The following is an 18,562-nucleotide window of genomic DNA, read 5'->3' as shown; positions in this document are numbered from 1 at the left end:
CTTGTTAATATGGAATGGCTATGACTCAACCAGAAGCAGTATTTTTTGACTGTGACGGCACGCTGGTCGACAGCGAGGTGATTTGCTCCCGCGCCTACGTGCATATGTTCCAGGAATTTGGCATTACGCTGGAGCTGGCAGAGATTTTTAAGCGCTTCAAAGGCGTAAAGCTGTACGAAATAATCGACACCATCAACGCCGAGCATGGCGTTAACCTGCAAAAGGCCACTCTGGAGCCGATTTACCGTGCGGAAGTCGCCCGCCTGTTTGATAGCGAACTGGAGGTGATTGCCGGAGCCCAGGCGCTGCTGGATGCGGTAAGCGTCCCGATGTGCGTGGTTTCCAATGGCCCGGTCAGTAAGATGCAACACTCTCTCGGCCGCACCGGCCTGCTGCACCATTTCGCTGACCGGTTGTACAGCGGCTACGATATTCAGCGCTGGAAACCCGATCCGGCGCTGATGTTCCATGCCGCAAAGGCGATGAGCGTTAACGTTGAGAACTGTATTCTGGTTGATGATTCCAGGGCAGGTGCACAATCGGGAATAGCCGCCGGCATGGAGGTGTTCTACTTCTGCGCCGATCCGCACAACCCGCCCATCGATCATCCCAACGTGACGACCTTTACCGATCTGGCTGCGCTTCCGGCATTGTGGAAAGCGCGCGGTTGGGATATCACTCGCTAGCCCCCGGCGTCGCCCAGCCGGGCGACGGTTGGCAGGTAGCGCTATGTTCTAGCCCAGAACAGGACGGCTGGCGACCGGCTATCTCTTCATCATCTTCGGACACAATCACTTTCATCTTGTCTTTCTTCACTCGCGGAAAGCGGGGGCTAAACGCCCCCACCGGCTATTTAAACAGTTTTTGCACAAACTCCGCGTAGGCCGGGCGCCAGACGTCCATTTCATGGTTCAGGCCGGGATAGGCGTGATAGTCAAAGTTGATCTTCTGTTTTTCCAGCTCGCTTTTCAGACCCGCGATGTCTTTGCCGGTCACGGAATCTTTTTCCCCGACGACCACGGTAAAGTTACGCAGCTGTTGATTGATCGCCTCAGGATGTTTCAGTTGCGCTTCCACACCGGCATTCGGCACCGTGGTGGTCGTGACGCCGCTAAACGTGGCGAGCCAGCCAAAGCTCTCCAGATGATTCATCCCGGAAACCAGCGCCTGATACCCGCCCTGAGAGAGGCCAGCCAGCGCCCGACCGTCGGCATCTTTACGCACGTTAAACCGGGCATCGATCAGCGGAATGATGTCCTGCATCAGCTCCTTATCCGCCGCCTGCGCATTCAGCGGATAGAAGGTTTTGCGTCGCTCCTGCGGCGGGAAGTTTTCCGCGATGGCTTCCGGGGTATCGGTTTCGGTATCCGGGACCACCACCAGCATAGGCTTGATCTTGCCCTCCGCCAGCAGGTTATCCATGATTTGCGGAATACGCCCCTGATCGATGGCCGACAGCCCGCTGTCGCCAAAGCCATGATAGAAATAGAGCACCGGCAGCGGCTCGCCGCTGCCGCTATAGTTCGGCGGCGTCCAGACATAGAGCCGCCGTTCCGCATTCAGCGCCTTCGAGTGATAGGTAAGGGTGCGCAGATCGCCGTGCGCGACCGGGCGATCGTCAAGAATACTGCCGGGAACCAGAATCAGGCTGGTGTTCACCTGACGCTGCGGCTTCTGATAGCGGCTGCCGGTATCCACCGAGCGGAAGCCGTCCACATCAAAATAGTATTCATAGAGATTGGGTTTCATTGGCTCGCTTTTCCATGTCCAGACCCCGTGGTCCGCTTTGGTCATGTCGTGCGAGACAAAGGTGTCCGGCGTGGCGCCTGTCACCACCGAAACCCGCCGGGCATCAGGGGCAAACAGGCGGTAAGTGATACTCTTATCCGCGTTAACCTGAGTGATAAAGTGGCTCACCGGCAGGGAGGGCTCGGGCATCGCTGGCAACGGTGCCGCCTGAATGGTGAACGCCGCGCCCGCCAGCGCGAGGGCGAAATAAATGGCATGTCGTTTCATCGTTATTCCTCTTACGTTGTGTCCGTTCTGTTATCGTCTCACCACCAGATTTCCGCCTGCGCCCCTACGGCAAACTGATCGTTTTTACCGTCTTCAAAAATGTGGGTGGTGTTATTCGCGGCCTTATCCAGGTCGATATCCTTCGCTTTAATATAGGTGGCATAGAAGCGAATTTCCGGGCGCGAGGTCAGCATACTGGTATTAACTTTGAAGGTATGGAACAGCGTGGTCTTATAGCCGGACTCGTTATATTTCTTGCCGGTCACATCTTTGTTTTGCTGCCTGAAGTACCCCAGTTCGACGCCGGTCTGGTTATATTTATTCCAGATATAGGCCGGCCGCAGGACCGTACGGATGGATTCAAAATCGGAGTGGGCCCCGGTCTCGTAGCTGTAAACGTCGTTGCCAAAGGAGTAAACGATGGCATTCGCCATAATAATGTCATCGCGTAAATAGGTTTCCCCTTGCGAGGTTAAGCGCACGGCGGTGCCATTGGTATGGTCGCCATAATAGCGGCCGTTAAAGGTGGTATAGGGGCTGGATCCGGCATAGCGCGAGAAGCTGCTGGCAATGGAGTTATTCGCCAGCAACAAAGAAAATTCGTTAAAGCCGCCGTGAGCAAATTTTTGCGTTAACGAGGTGCCGGCCATCCAGGTATCTTTCCATGGATAATAGCCTTCATTGCCCTCTTTATATTTCTCAGAAGAACTTTGGTTGGCGGCGACATAGCGTCCGCTGACCATCAGACTGGCTTTATCCCACAACGGGATCTCTTTGTAACGGATATCGAGGGTATTGGTGTTAATTTGCTGCTTATTGCTTAAAGAACGATCGTAGTCATCAACATCCTCCCGGACCAGCGCGATATCGAATTTCCCGGCGCCTACCTGCCAGTTTTCCAGCCCCACGCCAGCCGCCGCATCGGTTCTCTGCGTTTTCCAGTCCAGCATCTGGATCTCGATTTTTGGCGCACCGTGTTTGCCGACCCAGAAATCGGCTTCCGGGGCAAACGGCAGGAATCCTTTGGTGTTGACGTACATATCCGAGAACTGGATGTAGTTTTCGCCGCCGGCATTGTCACCAAACCAGCCAGTGGAATACTGCTGGCCAACGTTCCCGTCGAGCATCACGATGGCGTCGACGCGTTTATCGCCTTCCTGAAACACCCGCTGCTTCAGCTGCAGATCGAACCAGCCGGAATATTCATTGCCCAGACGGCCAAGCGAGCCAATGGCCCACGACTTTGGCGAGCCATGCGAGGCGGTTCCCCAGCCCGAGCGGAAGTAGCCGTTATAGCTAAAGCCAATTTCATCTTTGACGAACTTGCTAAAGTCTTTCAGCGTCATCGCGCTGTAGGCTGGCGCGCCGTCTGTGGCAGGTTGTTGATTTTTGACCAGTACCGCATCCGGTTTCACTGCTGCTTTCGGTCCTGCCGCCGCCGCGACGGTGCGCTTCTGGCTCTCTGCAGGCGAAGACCATGTGGCCCAAATCTGGTCTCTTTTTCTCTCCTGGTCCTGATATTTTTTGAGCTCTTTTTGCGTATCGCTAAGCGCTTTTTCCAGCAACTCAAGCCGTTGCTCTACCGTCAACTGGCTCGCGAACAGCGTGGTTGAATAACAAAGCGGCGCCAGCAATACCATCGCCGAAGCGATCCTGGTTTTTCTAAACATAATATTCCCTTATATAAGTGTTGGCATAAATAAATACGACAGCGACAAGCATCGCGCGGGTTCTAATAGCTGTATCCATACCGCTTAAGGGCGCGAGGGCTGTTATTTTTGCGGTGAGAAAAAAGCAAAAAAACCCGAAGAAGACGATCTGCCTAAACACATAATCCTCTTCAGGTTTTGCCCGCGCATCGCGGTAGCAACCCTTATTAAGTCATTCTTAGCGCGCATAAAAAAACCTGATATCGCCGCCGTGGGGGGGCAATATCAGGTTTTGCCTGCTGTCGCAGTAACAATCCGTTTAAAACATTCTGAGCTTGCGCGCTCAGTCAGTGGATACTGATTGTTACGCGATAAAATGAAGAACTCAAACGGGCAGCCTGTTAATTGTGACGATAATCGCAGCAATATCGCTGCCGCTGGAGGAAGCATATCTAATTCTGATAAATCCATTTATCAGAATTAGACAAAATGATTATTACTCTTTCGGATCTTTTCCGGCGAGCAGTTTATCCAGTTCATCGCCGCCCACATGACGGAAATCCTGGCCTTTGACGAAGTAGAAAATATATTCGCAAATATTCTGGCAGCGGTCGCCGATACGTTCGATGGAGCGCGCGCAGAACAGCGCCGTCAGAACGCTGGGGATAGTGCGCGAGTCTTCCATCATGTAGGTCATCAGCTGACGCACGATGCCTTCATACTCCTGGTCGACTTTCTTGTCTTCGCGATAGATACGTACCGCCTCGTCGAGATCCATACGCGCGAAGGCATCCAGCACGTCATGCAGCATCTGCACCGTATGGCGGCCCAGCGATTCGAGGCTCACCAGCAGCGGCTGGTGCTGCTGGGAAAACTTCTCCAGCGCGGTGCGGCAGATTTTATCCGCCACGTCGCCAATGCGTTCCAGCTCAGCGATGGTCTTGATGATCGCCATCACCAGGCGCAGGTCGCTGGCGGTCGGCTGGCGCTTGGCGATGATGCGCACGCAGGCTTCATCGATCGCCACTTCCATCATGTTGACCTGCTTGTCGCCGTCAATCACGCGTTTCGCCAGATCGCTGTCCTGGTTATGCATGGCGGTGATCGCATCAGAAAGCTGTTGCTCCACCAGCCCACCCATGGTCATCACCTGGGTGCGGATATACTCCAGTTCAGCGTTGAACTGGCCGGAAATATGTTTGTTAAGATTTAGGTTGTCCATGGTGTCTCCTGATTGCCCAACTGGTGAGAGCCTGAAAGCACAAGGGCAAATCAACCGTAGCGGCCAGTAATATAATCTTCAGTTTGTTTCTTCGCGGGCTTGGTGAACAGGTCATCCGTGTTGCTGAACTCAATCAGCTCGCCAAGATACATAAATGCCGTATGGTCGGAGCAACGCGCAGCCTGCTGCATGTTGTGAGTCACGATAACGACGGTGTAATCCTGCTTCAGCTCGGTGATCAGCTCCTCGATACGCCCGGTAGAGATCGGGTCCAGCGCTGAGCAAGGTTCATCAAGCAGCAGGACTTCCGGGCGGATCGCGATACCGCGGGCGATGCACAGGCGCTGCTGCTGACCGCCGGAGAGAGAATACCCGCTCTGGTGCAGTTTATCTTTGGTTTCATTCCATAATGCGGCTTTGGTCAACGCCCACTGCACGCGCTCATCCATATCGGCACGGGACAGCTTTTCAAACAGGCGCACGCCGAAAGCGATGTTGTCGTAAATGGACATCGGGAACGGCGTTGGCTTCTGGAATACCATGCCAACCTTGGCACGCAGCAGGGCGATATCCTGGGTGTTGGTCAGAATGTTGTCGCCATCCAGCAGGATCTCGCCTTCCGCGCGCTGCTCCGGATACAGTTCAAACATTTTGTTGAACGTACGCAGCAGGGTGGATTTACCACAGCCTGACGGACCGATAAACGCCGTCACCTGGTTTTTGGTGATATCCAGGTTGATGTTCTTCAGGGCATGGAATTTACCGTAGTAGAAGTTCAGGTTGCGAACTGAAATCTTACCCGGGGCTGTATTCACCATACTCATCTCAATCTCTTCCTCATTCAGCGCAGCTGTCGCTGCGCCGCAAAAATTAACCGTGTTTCTTCTTGGCGAAGATAACGCGCGCCAGGATGTTCAGCAGCAAGACGCACAGGGTGATAATCAATACCCCGGCCCATGCCAGTTGCTGCCACTCCGCAAACGGACTCATGGCAAATTTGAAAATGGTCACCGGCAGGTTGGCAATCGGCTGCATCATGTCGGTGCTCCAGAACTGGTTGGACAGCGCGGTAAACAGCAGGGGCGCCGTTTCCCCGGCGATACGGGCGATAGCCAGCAGGATCCCGGTCATAATCCCCGAGACGGACGCTTTCAGGGTGATCGCCGAGATCATCTTCCACTTCGGCGTACCCAGCGCATAGGCCGCTTCACGCAGGCTATCCGGCACCAGTTTCAGCATGTTTTCGGTGGTACGAATAACGATAGGCACCTGCAGCAGCGCCAGGGCGATCACCCCCGCCCAGCCGGAGAAGTGCTGCATCTGCGCCACCACGATGGTGTAGACGAACAGACCAACCACGATAGACGGCGCGGAAAGCAGAATATCGTTAATAAAACGGATAATTTCCGCCAGCACCGACTTGCGGCCATACTCCGCCAGATAAATTCCAGCGAGGATACCCAGCGGCGTACCAAAGATAGTTGCCCACAGGATCAGCAGGCCGCTGCCGGCGAGGGCGTTGGCCAGACCGCCGCCCGCGGTATTCGGCGGCGGCGTCATTTCGGTAAACAGCGCCAGGCTCATGCCGTCGAAGCCGCGGGTTATCGTCGCCATCAGGATCCAGATAAGCCAGAACAAACCAAACGCCATGGTGGCCATCGACAGCGCCAGGGCGATGCGGTTCTTCATGCGGCGTTTAGCCTGCATCTTGCGGCGAGACTCCGCCAGCTCGGCGGTGCTTTGCATTTCAATGGTCGCCATTAGCGTGCCCCCTCATTCTTCGCGAGGCGCATAATCATAAACTTCGACGCCGCCAGAACGATAAAGGTGATAACGAACAGGATCAGACCCAGTTCCATCAGCGCCGCCACGTGCAGACCGGTTTCGGCTTCGGCGAATTCGTTGGCCAGCGCGGAGGTAATGCTGTTCCCCGGCATATACAGCGATATGCTGTCGAGCTGGTAGGTGTTACCGATGATAAAGGTGACCGCCATGGTTTCACCCAGCGCGCGGCCCAGACCGAGCATCACGCCGCCGATCACCCCGTTCTTGGTGAACGGTAAAACGATGCGCCAGATCACTTCCCAGGTGGTGCAGCCGATGCCATAGGCCGACTCTTTCATCATCACCGGCGTCTGTTCGAAAACATCACGCATTACCGCGGCGATATAAGGGATGATCATGATGGCCAGAATAACGCCAGCGGCGAGAATACCGATACCAAACGCCGGGCCAGCAAACAGCGCGCCGACGAACGGAATAGTCGACAGGACGTTACCGACAGGCTCCTGGAAGTAAGTCGCAAACAGCGGGGCGAAAATAAACAGGCCCCACATGCCGTACACGATACTCGGGATCGCGGCCAGCAGCTCAATCGCAATGCCCAGCGGACGCTTGAGCCAGGCGGGGGACAGTTCCGTCAGAAATAGCGCGATGCCGAAGCTCACCGGTACGGCGATCAGCAGCGCGATAAAAGAAGTCACCAGGGTCCCGTAAATCGGCACCAGCGCGCCGAAGATTTCGTTGGGCGCATCCCACTCTTTGGTCCACAAAAAGGCAAAGCCAAACTTTTGAATGCTCGGCCAGGAAGAGATGATCAGGGAAACGATGATGCCGCCCAGCATCAATAGCACAATCAGCGCAGCCAGTTTTACCAGCGCACTGAAAATCATGTCACCCTTTTTCCCCGGAGGGGTAAATGCAGGCTTGGTTGCAGCCATAGATTACTCTTTACGTATTAAAGCTTGTTCGAATAAATGCCCGGTGGCGTTCGCTTCCGGGCCTACAGTCTGAACCGTAGGGCGGGCAGCGCTGAACGCCCCCGCCATCTTCGTCAAAAATCTACTGTTAGTACAGCGCTTTACCGCTGCTGTCTTTGACGTTGGTTTTCCATGCCGCACGAACCTGCTCAACCACGCTTTCCGGCAGCGATGCGTAATCCAGCGCATTCGCTTCTTTCCCGCCGTTTTTATACGCCCAGTCGAAGAACTTCAGCACTTCAGCGGTCTGCTCAGGCTTGTTAGTCGCCTTATGCACCAGGATGAAGGTGGTTGAGGTGATCGGCCATGCATTTTCACCCTTCTGGTTAGTCAGGTCCTGAGCGAAAGACTTGCTCCAGTCAACGCCTTTTGCGGCGTTAGCGAAGTTGTCTTCAGTCGGGCTAACCGGTTTGCCATCGGCAGAGACCAGTTTGGTGTACGCCAGATTGTTTTGTTTGGCGTAAGCGTATTCGACGTAACCAATCGAGCCCGGCAGACGCTGAACAAAGGCGGCGATACCGTCGTTGCCTTTACCGCCAAGACCGGTTGGCCAGTTAACGGTAGAGCCTGCGCCGATTTTCGATTTCCACTCTTCATTCACTTTGGACAGGTAGCTGGTGAAGACGAAGGAGGTACCGGAACCATCGGCGCGGCGAACCACGGCGATATTCTGCGACGGCAGCTTCAGACCCGGGTTGAGTTTAGCGATCGCTTCGTCATCCCATTTTTTAATTTTACCCAGATAGATATCGCCGAGGGTTTTGCCATCCAGCACCAGCTCGCCGGATTTCACGCCAGGCAGGTTAACCGCCAGCACCACGCCGCCAATCACGGTCGGGAACTGGAACAGACCTTCCTGGGTCAGTTTGTCATCAGCCAGCGGAGCATCAGAAGCACCGAAATCAACGGTGTTGGCAATAATCTGCTTAACGCCACCAGAGGAACCAATACCCTGGTAGTTCACTTTATTGCCGGTTTCTTTCTGATAGGTGTCAGCCCATTTGGCATACACCGGCGCAGGAAAAGTTGCACCTGCGCCAGTCAGGCTTGCTGCTGCGAAAGCAGAGAAAGCGCTCATCGATAAGGTCGCGGCGACAACTGTTGCGACGGTGGTACGCATAACGTTCATAATGTCTCCTGCTGGGATTCGTAAATCATTGTTTCGAGGCTATGGTGAGCAAAATAGGTCAAAGAGGTGACAGTAAAATGTACGAATTATGACAGTTTTATGACAGGCCGGGAGACGGGATTTTGCGTCAAATAATACGCTTATAACTCAAATGGTTACTTGCAAGCATGACCATACAATGACGGAATAATTTTATTTTTATGACAGCCAAATCGCAGTGCAAAACGATCGGTTGTCGTCTATCGCCATCCCACATATTGCGCACAAGATCGGCGAAAAACAGCAGGTGAAAATAAAAAAAGGGCCACCGCCGGCAGCCCTTTGCAAAAGAGGTAATACGTTACTCAACCGTGACCGATTTCGCCAGGTTACGCGGCTGATCAACGTCTGTGCCTTTGATCAGCGCAACGTGATAAGCCAGCAGCTGCAGCGGCACGGTGTAGAAGATGGGGGCGATGGTCTCTTCGACATGCGGCATCTCAATGATGTGCATGTTGTCGCTGCCGTTGAAGCCGGCGTCACCGTCGGCGAAGACGTACAGCTCACCGCCGCGGGCGCGAACTTCTTCGATGTTGGATTTCAGTTTTTCCAGCAGCTCGTTGTTCGGCGCCACCACGATCACCGGCATTTCCGCATCAATCAGCGCCAGCGGGCCGTGCTTCAGCTCGCCCGCCGCGTAGGCTTCCGCGTGAATGTAGGAGATCTCTTTCAGCTTCAGCGCCCCTTCCATGGCGATCGGATACTGATCGCCGCGGCCGAGGAACAGCGCATGGTGCTTATCAGAGAAACGCTCTGCCAGCTGCTCAATACGCTTGTCCTGAGAGAGCATCTGCTCGATACGACTCGGCAGCGCCTGCAGGCCGTGGACGATATCATGCTCAATGGACGCATCCTGACCTTTCAATCGCGCCAGTTTCGCCACCAGCATCAGCAGCACCGTCAGCTGAGTGGTAAAGGCCTTGGTCGAGGCCACGCCAATTTCCGTTCCGGCTTTGGTCATCAGCGCCAGATCGGATTCGCGCACCAGCGACGAGCCCGGCACGTTGCAGATGGCCAGCGAGCCGAGATAGCCCAGCTCTTTCGACAATCGCAGCGCCGCCAGCGTATCGGCAGTTTCACCGGACTGGGAAAGGGTGATCATCAGGCTGTTACGACGCACCGCGGACTTGCGATAGCGGAATTCGGAGGCGATTTCCACATCGCACGGCACGCCGGCTAACGCTTCAAACCAGTAGCGGGAGACCATCCCGGAGTTATAGGAAGTCCCGCAGGCAACAATCTGAATATGTTCGACCTGAGCCAGCATTTCATTGGCGTTCGGCCCCAGCTCGCTGAGATCGACTTCGCCGTGGCTGATACGCCCGGTCAGGGTGTTCTTAATCGCGTTCGGCTGTTCGAAAATCTCTTTCTGCATATAGTGGCGATAGATACCTTTATCGCCGGCGTCATACTGCAGATTGGATTCGATCTCCTGGCGCTTCACTTGCGCAGCGGATTTATCGAAAATCACCACCGAGCGACGAGTCACTTCCGCAATATCGCCCTCTTCGAGGAAGATAAAGCGGCGGGTAACCGGCAGCAGCGCCAGCTGGTCGGAGGCGATAAAGTTTTCACCCATGCCCAGACCGATAACCAGTGGGCTACCGGAGCGGGCCGCCAGCAGAGTTCCCGGGTCGCGGGTATCCATGATGACGGTGCCGTAGGCGCCGCGCAGCTGCGGGATGGCGCGCAGCACGGCTTCACGTAAGGTACCACCTTGTTCCAGCTCCCAGTGCACCAGATGGGCGATAACTTCGGTATCGGTCTCAGTGACGAAGACATAGCCGCGAGACTGCAGCAGTGTGCGCAGCGGCTCGTGGTTTTCGATGATCCCGTTATGGACCACCACAATGTGTTCAGAAACATGCGGATGCGCATTGCTCTCAGACGGTTCGCCGTGCGTCGCCCAACGAGTATGGGCGATCCCGGTACCACCGTGTAACGGTTGCTCTTCGACCGCCTGAGCCAGCATCTGTACCTTACCCAGGCGACGCACGCGGGTCATATGACCTTCGCTGTCGACTACCGCCAGACCGGCAGAGTCATAGCCACGGTATTCCAGACGACGTAAACCTTCGAGAAGGATTTCAGCAATATCACGCTGCGCGACTGCGCCAACAATTCCACACATAGTTAAATTTCCTGATAATGGCGATATGCCATGCGTTGTCGCTGACCTGTATTTGCCCGTTTTCCGGGCGCCCCGAGCCTTGTAGAGAGTGGGGTTATTGTTATGGTACTGCCTGCGGACGGGGATCTATATTGACCCTCTCATCCTGGTTCGCCGGGCGTTTTTCACCCCCGGCGACAATCCTGTTTATTTTTTCTTCACCGGACGCTGCCAGCCCTGTTTGTGGACCTGCGGTACGCGGCTCAACACCAGTTCGTTATCGGCGATATTGCGTGTGACGGTGGTGCCGGCGGCGATCGTGACGCCGTTGCCTACCGTGACCGGGGCCACCAGCTGGGTATCCGAGCCGACAAAAACATCATCGCCAATAATCGTTTTATATTTATTCGCGCCATCATAGTTGCAGGTGATGGTGCCCGCGCCGATATTGACGTTATCACCGATCTCCGCATCGCCCAGATAGGTCAGATGACCCGCCTTGGAGCCTTTGCCGAGACGCGCCTTTTTCATTTCCACGAAGTTGCCAACGTGGGCGCCTTCCAGCAGTTCGGCGCCCGGGCGCAGACGGGCAAATGGGCCGATGGTGCAGGCCGCCTGCAGCCGGGCATCTTCCACCACGCTGTAGGGGCTGATTTCGCAATCATCGCCGATAGTGCTGTTTTTAATCACACAGCCGGCGCCGATTTTCACGCGATCGCCCAGCACGACGCGGCCTTGCAGAATAACGTTAGTATCGATCTCCACATCGCGCCCGTGCTGCAGCGTACCGCGCAGATCGAAACGCGCCGGATCGCGCAACATCACCCCCGCCAGCAGCAGCTTTTCCGCTTGCTCAGCCTGGTAGACGCGCTCCAGGCGCGCAAGCTGCAGGCGATTGTTGACGCCTTCGACTTCGCTCAGGCGCTGGGGATGCACGGCAACGATCTCGTGACCTTCCTGATGCGCCATGGCGATGATATCGGTGATGTAGTATTCGCCCTGGGCGTTGTTATTGGTGAGCTTCGCCAGCCAGCGCTTGAGATCTGCTCCGCCGGCGATCAGGATCCCGGTGTTAATTTCCTGAATCTGGCGCTGCGTCTCGCTGGCATCTTTGTGCTCAACGATGCCTGTCACCTGGCCATTCTCACGGGTAATGCGGCCATAGCCGGTTGGATCATCCAGCTTCACCGTCAGCAGACCAATCCCGCCCTGCGGTTTCGCGGCGCGCAGGCGCTGTAGCGTCTCGACGGAGATCAGCGGCACGTCGCCGTAGAGCATCAGGATGTCTTCATCATCATTGAAGAACGGCGCCGCCTGCTGCATGGCGTGCCCGGTTCCTAGCTGCTCGGCCTGCAGCACCCAGTTCAGGTTGTCTTCATGCAGCGTCTGACGCAGCAGATCGCCGCCGTGGCCGTACACCAGGTGTACCGCACATGCGCCTAAATCGTTAGCGGCATCAATGACATGCTGCACCATTGGCTTCCCGGCCAGGGTATGCAGCACCTTAGGAAGATCGGAATACATGCGGGTCCCTTTGCCTGCGGCAAGGATAACCACGCTCATCGCACTATTTGACATACTCATCCTGACGGTAGTTAGAACGAAAAGTAAAAGCCTTTCACGTTGAAATTTCTACATATTTTTCATCATAAAACGAGACGTGGAGAAAACGTCCAGGCTCACCGCTATACACCATTTTATGACGCTATTTTTAACCACTGCAAATCAGTTTAACGCTGAAAAAGGAGGGTAGGGAGGATAATCATTGACTATCTCACTGCTTTTGCTGTTTTTTCGCCACCTGAATAAAGCCGCTGCGGAAAGCGGTTTTCAGCACCCATAGCGGGAAGAACCAGGATAATCGTCGCCAGTCGCTGGCGGGGGGAGGGCGGCAAAGTGATTGATGTAGTGATTAAAAACGAAAGGCCACCGTCAGGTGACCTTCTTTGCCCGGTTTCACATCGCCAGTGTTGTCGTTTTGATGGGCGATACGTCGTGTCAGCGGGGGAGATAGCGCGGAGCTTAGAAGCTCAGGACGCTAAATTTAGCGATGATTTTATGGAACAGTTTCATGATGAATTCCTGACGCAGGTGCAATTTGATAACGCTATTTTATGTGACACACATCACATAAAACAGAGTCTACGCTTCATCATTTAACTAATCAATAACAATTAAGGGTGAACTCTGTTTTCACTTCATCCGCTCGTCAGCAGCTGGCCATAAAAAAAGCCAGCCTGGAAACCAGACTGGCTTTTTACGTTCAAGCCGGTGTTACATCGCTTTTTTGGTCAACTCGATAACGCGCAGTTTAGCGATCGCTTTGGCCAGTTCCGCGGACGCCTGAGCGTAATCCACGTCACCATGAGAGCTCTTAATGTGCTCTTCAGCCTTACGTTTCGCTTCCAGGGCTCGCGCTTCGTCGAGATCCTGGCCACGAATTGCGGTATCCGCCAGGACGGTCGTGCTACCCGGCTGCACTTCAAGAATGCCGCCTGACAGGTAGATAAATTCTTCGTGACCGTGCTGCTTAACGATGCGAATCATACCAGGCTTAATGGCGGTGAGCAGCGGCGCGTGCCCCGGGTAAATACCCAGTTCACCTTCGCTACCCGTTACCTGGATTTTCTCGACCAGACCAGAGAACATTTGTTTCTCTGCGCTGACGACGTCCAGGTGGTAAGTCATTGCCATATCACCCTCCGATTAAGGCGTTAAAGTTTTTTGGCTTTTTCCACGGCTTCGTCGATAGAACCGACCATGTAGAACGCCTGCTCCGGCAGGTGATCGTATTCGCCTTCCATGATGCCTTTAAAGCCACGGATGGTGTCTTTCAGGGAGACGTATTTGCCCGGAGAACCGGTAAATACTTCTGCCACGAAGAACGGCTGGGACAGGAAGCGCTGGATCTTACGTGCGCGAGCTACCACCAGTTTATCTTCTTCAGACAGTTCATCCATACCCAGGATGGCGATAATGTCTTTCAGTTCCTGATAACGCTGCAGAATGGACTGAACGCCACGAGCGGTGTCGTAGTGCTCCTGACCAACAACCAGCGGATCCAGCTGACGGCTGGTGGAGTCCAGCGGGTCAACGGCCGGGTAGATACCCAGGGATGCGATCTGACGGCTCAGTACTACGGTTGCATCTAAGTGAGCAAAGGTAGTGGCTGGGGATGGGTCAGTTAAGTCATCCGCCGGTACGTATACCGCCTGTACGGAAGTGATAGAGCCGGTTTTGGTGGAGGTGATACGTTCCTGCAGAACGCCCATCTCTTCCGCCAGGGTCGGCTGGTAACCTACCGCTGAAGGCATACGACCCAGCAGTGCGGATACTTCCGTACCGGCCAGGGTGTAACGATAGATGTTATCGACGAACAGCAGTACGTCACGACCTTCGTCACGGAACTTCTCAGCCATGGTCAGGCCGGTCAGCGCAACGCGCAGACGGTTTCCCGGCGGCTCGTTCATCTGGCCATACACCAGGGATACTTTGTCGATAACGTTGGAGTCGGTCATTTCGTGGTAGAAGTCGTTACCCTCACGAGTACGTTCACCTACGCCCGCAAACACGGAGTAACCGGAGTGCTCGATCGCGATGTTACGGATCAGCTCCATCATGTTTACGGTTTTACCTACACCCGCGCCACCGAACAGACCGACTTTACCGCCCTTCGCGAACGGACACATCAGGTCGATAACTTTGATGCCGGTTTCCAGCAGTTCCTGAGAGCTGGACAGCTCTTCATAAGACGGTGCTGCGCGGTGGATAGCCCAACGCTCTTCTTCGCCGATGTCGCCTTTCATGTCGACCGGTTGACCCAGTACGTTCATGATACGACCCAGCGTAGCTTTACCAACCGGGACTTCGATCGGGTGCTCGAGGTCTTTTACATCCAGACCGCGGCGCAGACCATCGGAAGAACCCATGGCGATGGTACGCACGATACCGCCGCCCAGCTGCTGCTGAACTTCCAGCACCAGAACTTCATTACCATTCTGTACCTCAAGGGCTTCGTACACGCGTGGTACGGCATCCTGAGGGAACTCGACGTCGACCACGGCGCCGATTACCTGGACAATCTTTCCAGTAGCCATCTTAAATCCTCTACGAAATAACCTGGTTAAACCGCGGCGGCCCCCGAGACGATCTCGGTGAGTTCCTGAGTAATGCTGGCCTGACGAGCTTTGTTGTATACCAACTGCAGCTCTTTAATCAGGCTGCCGCCATTATCGGTCGCGGCTTTCATCGCCACCATACGGGCGGCCTGCTCGCTGGCCAGGTTTTCAACCACGCCCTGATAAACCTGAGACTCGACGTAGCGGCGCAGGAGGGTATCCAGCAGCGCTTTCGGATCGGGCTCATACAGGTAATCCCAGGATTTACGTTTCAGATCAGCGTCTTCTGATGCCGGTAACGGCAGCAGCTGAGTGATCGTCGGAACCTGAGACATGGTGTTAATAAATTTGTTGCTGACAACGTACAGCTTGTCCAGACGGCCTTCATCATAGGCCTGCAACATCACTTTTACCGGGCCGATCAGTTCGGACAGGGATGGGTTATCCCCCATACCGGTCACCTGTGCAACGACGTTGCCGCCAACGGAGTTAAAGAAAGAGACGCCCTTAGAGCCGATCATTGCGAGGTCGCACTGAACGCCTTTATCGGACCATGCTTTCATTTCCGCCAGCAGTTTCTTGAACAGGTTAATGTTCAAGCCGCCGCACAAACCACGGTCGGTCGACACCACCAGGTAGCCCACGCGCTTAACGTCGCGTTCTTCCAGGTAAGGGTGCTTATATTCCAGATTACCGTTCGCAAGGTGACCAATCACTTTGCGCATAGTATCTGCGTAAGGACGGCTGGCCGCCATGCGCTCCTGCGATTTACGCATTTTGGAAGCGGCGACCATCTCCATCGCTTTAGTGATCTTTTGCGTGTTCTGGACGCTTGCGATCTTACTACGTATCTCTTTTGCGCCGGCCATGAGCTTCTCCTCAATGCCTTGCGGCCTGCCCTAAGACAGACCGCCAGACGTTACCAGGACTGGGTTGCTTTGAAGGAATCGAGGATGCCTTTCAGCTTGCCTTCGATTTCGTCGTTATAGCCACCGGACTGGTTAATCTCTTGCATCAGCGGAGCGTGATCACGGTCGACGTAAGCCAGCAGAGCGGCTTCGAAGCTACCGATTTTCGCCAGTTCTACATCAGCCAGATAACCACGTTCTGCTGCGAACAGAACCAGAGACTGCTGCGCGACGGACATCGGCGCATACTGTTTCTGTTTCAGCAGTTCGGTCACTTTCTGACCGTGGTCCAGCTGTTTGCGGGTTGCATCGTCAAGGTCGGATGCAAACTGGGAGAACGCCGCCAGTTCACGATACTGCGCCAGCGCGGTACGGATACCACCGGACAGTTTCTTCATGATCTTGGTCTGCGCTGCACCACCCACACGGGATACCGAGATACCCGGGTTAACCGCAGGACGAATACCGGCGTTGAACAGGTTGGTTTCCAGGAAGATCTGACCATCGGTAATGGAGATTACGTTGGTCGGAACGAACGCGGAAACGTCACCCGCCTGGGTTTCGATAATCGGCAGCGCGGTCAGAGAACCGGTTTTCCCTTTCACTTCAGCTTTGGTGAAGGCTTCAACGTATTCGGCGTTAACACGCGCAGCACGCTCCAGCAGACGAGAGTGGAGGTAGAATACGTCGCCCGGGAACGCTTCACGTCCTGGCGGACGACGGAGCAGCAGGGAGATCTGACGATAAGCAACAGCCTGTTTAGACAGGTCATCGTAAACGATCAGCGCATCTTCACCGCGGTCGCGGAAGTATTCGCCCATTGCGCAACCCGCGTATGGCGCCAGGTATTGCAGTGCAGCAGATTCGGATGCAGTCGCTACCACCACGATGGTGTTAGCCAGCGCGCCGTGCTCTTCCAGTTTACGCACCACGTTAGAGATGGTGGACGCTTTCTGGCCGATAGCAACATAGACGCACTTGATGCCGGAATCACGCTGGTTGATGATGGCATCGATAGCCAGCGCAGTTTTACCGGTCTGACGGTCGCCGATGATCAGTTCACGCTGACCACGACCGATTGGGATCATGGCGTCAACGGATTTATAACCGGTCTGTACCGGCTGATCGACGGACTGACGTTCGATTACGCCCGGCGCGATCGCTTCAACGGCGGAGAAACCGTCGTTTTCCAGCGGACCTTTACCATCAATTGGCGCGCCCAGGGTGTTAACCACGCGGCCCAGCAGGCCACGGCCAACCGGAACTTCCAGGATACGGCCAGTACATTTCACCTTCATGCCTTCGGCGAGGTCAGCGTACGGACCCATCACCACCGCACCAACGGAGTCGCGCTCCAGGTTCAGTGCGATAGCGTAACGGTTACCCGGCAGGGAGATCATCTCACCCTGCATACATTCGGCAAGGCCGTGGATGCGGATAACACCGTCACTTACAGAAACAATAGTACCTTCGTTATGAGCTTCGCTCACAACATTGAACTGAGCAATGCGCTGCTTGATCAGTTCGCTGATTTCGGTGGAATTCAGTTGCATGCTCCAGTCCCCTTAAGACTGCAAGACGTCTGCAAGGCGATCAAGACGGCCGCGTACGCTGCCATCAATGACCATATCACCCGCACGGATGATAATACCTGCCATAACAGACTTATCGATTTTGCAATTCAGCTTAACTTTGCGTGACAGACGTTTTTCCATCGCGCTGACGATCCTGGCAAGCTGTTCATCACTCAGTTGGTTGGCAGATATGACTTCTACCTCTGCGATGGCCTCACTGGCCGCGCGCAGGTGAATGAATTGCTCAAGAACGTCCGGGAGCACCTTCAGACGATTGTTTTCCGCCATCACCTTAATCAGGTTCTGGCCGTTTTCGTCAAGTTGCTCGCCGCAGATAGCGATAAACGCTTCTGAGAGCGTTTCCGGCGCCAAAGCACCGGAGAGAAGCTCTGCCATTTGGTCGTTTTTGGTCACTTCGGCGGCAAACGCCAGCATATCCTGCCAGCGTTCAACACTGTTGTGTTCGACGGCAAAGTCAAAAGCTGCTTTGGCGTAGGGGCGAGCTACCGTTACAAATTCAGACATCAGCCCCTCCCTCCTTACAGTTCAGCGACAAGTTTATCCACGATGTCGCTGTTAGCAGCTTCATCCACGGAACGTTCGATGATCTTCTCGGCGCCAGCAACAGCCAGGATAGCGACCTGCTTACGCAGCTCCTCGCGTGCACGTTTACGCTCAGCATCAATTTCAGCCTGCGCTTGTGCAACGATTTTGGTGCGTTCCTGTTCTGCTTCAGCTTTAGCTTCGTCCAGAATCTGAGAGCGGCGCTTGTTCGCCTGCTCAATGATTACCTGGGCTTCCGCTTTCGCTTTTTTCAGCTGGTCGGTCGCGTTGGCCTGTGCAAGGTCCAAATCTTTCTTAGCGCGTTCTGCAGAAGCTAAACCGTCAGAAATCTCTTTCTGGCGTTTTTCGATGGCAGCCATTAAAGGCGGCCATACGTACTTCATGCAGAACCATACGAAGATAACAAACGCGATGGCCTGGCCGAGGATTGTTGCGTTCATGTTCACAGCACAATACCTCTTTAATTAACTCTGT

At 54.8% G+C, this 18,562-nt stretch carries 16 protein-coding genes; 1 reads left to right on the top strand and 15 read right to left on the bottom strand.

The window, feature by feature from the left end; translation table 11 throughout:
- Positions 1 to 20: 20 nt before the first annotated feature.
- Positions 21 to 686 (top strand): 6-phosphogluconate phosphatase, encoded by a 666-nt coding sequence (yieH, locus tag K5R89_RS19270; RefSeq protein WP_023291467.1) that lies wholly within the window; start codon positions 21 to 23, stop codon positions 684 to 686.
- A gap of 163 nt (positions 687 to 849) precedes the next feature.
- Here yieH and K5R89_RS19265 read toward each other — a convergent pair whose 3' ends face one another.
- The 15 genes from K5R89_RS19265 to atpF all read right to left on the bottom strand — a co-directional run bounded on the left by K5R89_RS19265 (position 850) and on the right by atpF (position 18,534).
- Complete coding sequence (locus tag K5R89_RS19265; protein WP_217259539.1) at positions 850 to 2,016, bottom strand: esterase; 1,167 nt, start codon at positions 2,014 to 2,016, stop codon at positions 850 to 852.
- A 38-nt stretch (positions 2,017 to 2,054) separates the two neighbouring features.
- Positions 2,055 to 3,686, bottom strand: coding sequence for a carbohydrate porin (locus K5R89_RS19260; protein WP_049013454.1), 1,632 nt, complete (start codon positions 3,684 to 3,686; stop codon positions 2,055 to 2,057).
- A gap of 475 nt (positions 3,687 to 4,161) precedes the next feature.
- Positions 4,162 to 4,887 (bottom strand): phosphate signaling complex protein PhoU, encoded by a 726-nt coding sequence (gene phoU, locus K5R89_RS19255; protein WP_004145007.1) that lies wholly within the window; start codon positions 4,885 to 4,887, stop codon positions 4,162 to 4,164.
- 50 nt (positions 4,888 to 4,937) lie between these two features.
- Positions 4,938 to 5,711, bottom strand: a complete 774-nt coding sequence (gene pstB / locus K5R89_RS19250) for a phosphate ABC transporter ATP-binding protein PstB (RefSeq protein ID WP_004145006.1) — start codon at positions 5,709 to 5,711, stop codon at positions 4,938 to 4,940.
- Between the two features lie 46 nt (positions 5,712 to 5,757).
- Positions 5,758 to 6,648: a phosphate ABC transporter permease PstA gene (gene pstA, locus K5R89_RS19245; protein ID WP_023291470.1), complete on the bottom strand. Its 891-nt coding sequence runs from the start codon at positions 6,646 to 6,648 to the stop codon at positions 5,758 to 5,760.
- A complete protein-coding gene (pstC, locus tag K5R89_RS19240) occupies positions 6,648 to 7,607 on the bottom strand; it encodes a phosphate ABC transporter permease PstC (RefSeq protein ID WP_004145004.1) in 960 nt (319 codons plus the stop codon). Before pstC ends, pstA begins: the two co-directional genes overlap by 1 nt.
- Before the next feature lie 127 nt (positions 7,608 to 7,734).
- The gene (gene pstS, locus K5R89_RS19235; protein ID WP_023291471.1) at positions 7,735 to 8,775 is read right to left on the bottom strand and encodes a phosphate ABC transporter substrate-binding protein PstS; all 1,041 of its coding nucleotides are present in this window, start codon (positions 8,773 to 8,775) and stop codon (positions 7,735 to 7,737) included.
- 340 nt (positions 8,776 to 9,115) lie between these two features.
- The gene (glmS, locus tag K5R89_RS19230) at positions 9,116 to 10,945 is read right to left on the bottom strand and encodes a glutamine--fructose-6-phosphate transaminase (isomerizing) (RefSeq protein WP_217259538.1); all 1,830 of its coding nucleotides are present in this window, start codon (positions 10,943 to 10,945) and stop codon (positions 9,116 to 9,118) included.
- 186 nt (positions 10,946 to 11,131) lie between these two features.
- Positions 11,132 to 12,502 (bottom strand): bifunctional UDP-N-acetylglucosamine diphosphorylase/glucosamine-1-phosphate N-acetyltransferase GlmU, encoded by a 1,371-nt coding sequence (gene glmU / locus K5R89_RS19225; RefSeq protein WP_217259537.1) that lies wholly within the window; start codon positions 12,500 to 12,502, stop codon positions 11,132 to 11,134.
- Positions 12,503 to 13,198: 696 nt separating this feature from the next.
- The gene (locus K5R89_RS19220; RefSeq protein WP_004107274.1) at positions 13,199 to 13,618 is read right to left on the bottom strand and encodes a F0F1 ATP synthase subunit epsilon; all 420 of its coding nucleotides are present in this window, start codon (positions 13,616 to 13,618) and stop codon (positions 13,199 to 13,201) included.
- A 20-nt stretch (positions 13,619 to 13,638) separates the two neighbouring features.
- Positions 13,639 to 15,021 (bottom strand): F0F1 ATP synthase subunit beta, encoded by a 1,383-nt coding sequence (gene atpD, locus K5R89_RS19215; RefSeq protein WP_023291474.1) that lies wholly within the window; start codon positions 15,019 to 15,021, stop codon positions 13,639 to 13,641.
- 26 nt (positions 15,022 to 15,047) lie between these two features.
- Positions 15,048 to 15,911: a F0F1 ATP synthase subunit gamma gene (gene atpG / locus K5R89_RS19210; RefSeq protein WP_004144996.1), complete on the bottom strand. Its 864-nt coding sequence runs from the start codon at positions 15,909 to 15,911 to the stop codon at positions 15,048 to 15,050.
- 50 nt (positions 15,912 to 15,961) lie between these two features.
- The gene (atpA, locus tag K5R89_RS19205) at positions 15,962 to 17,503 is read right to left on the bottom strand and encodes a F0F1 ATP synthase subunit alpha (RefSeq protein WP_217259536.1); all 1,542 of its coding nucleotides are present in this window, start codon (positions 17,501 to 17,503) and stop codon (positions 15,962 to 15,964) included.
- A gap of 12 nt (positions 17,504 to 17,515) precedes the next feature.
- The gene (gene atpH / locus K5R89_RS19200; protein ID WP_004202307.1) at positions 17,516 to 18,049 is read right to left on the bottom strand and encodes a F0F1 ATP synthase subunit delta; all 534 of its coding nucleotides are present in this window, start codon (positions 18,047 to 18,049) and stop codon (positions 17,516 to 17,518) included.
- A gap of 14 nt (positions 18,050 to 18,063) precedes the next feature.
- Complete coding sequence (gene atpF / locus K5R89_RS19195; protein ID WP_004107293.1) at positions 18,064 to 18,534, bottom strand: F0F1 ATP synthase subunit B; 471 nt, start codon at positions 18,532 to 18,534, stop codon at positions 18,064 to 18,066.
- Between the last annotated feature and the right edge of the window lie 28 nt (positions 18,535 to 18,562).

It is taken from the genome of Klebsiella sp. TF21-TM (genome assembly GCF_019753495.1).
GTDB classification, from domain to species: domain Bacteria; phylum Pseudomonadota; class Gammaproteobacteria; order Enterobacterales; family Enterobacteriaceae; genus Klebsiella; species Klebsiella quasipneumoniae.
The sequence above is the reverse complement of the archived record's forward strand: the minus strand, read 5'-3'. Positions and strand labels throughout refer to the sequence as shown.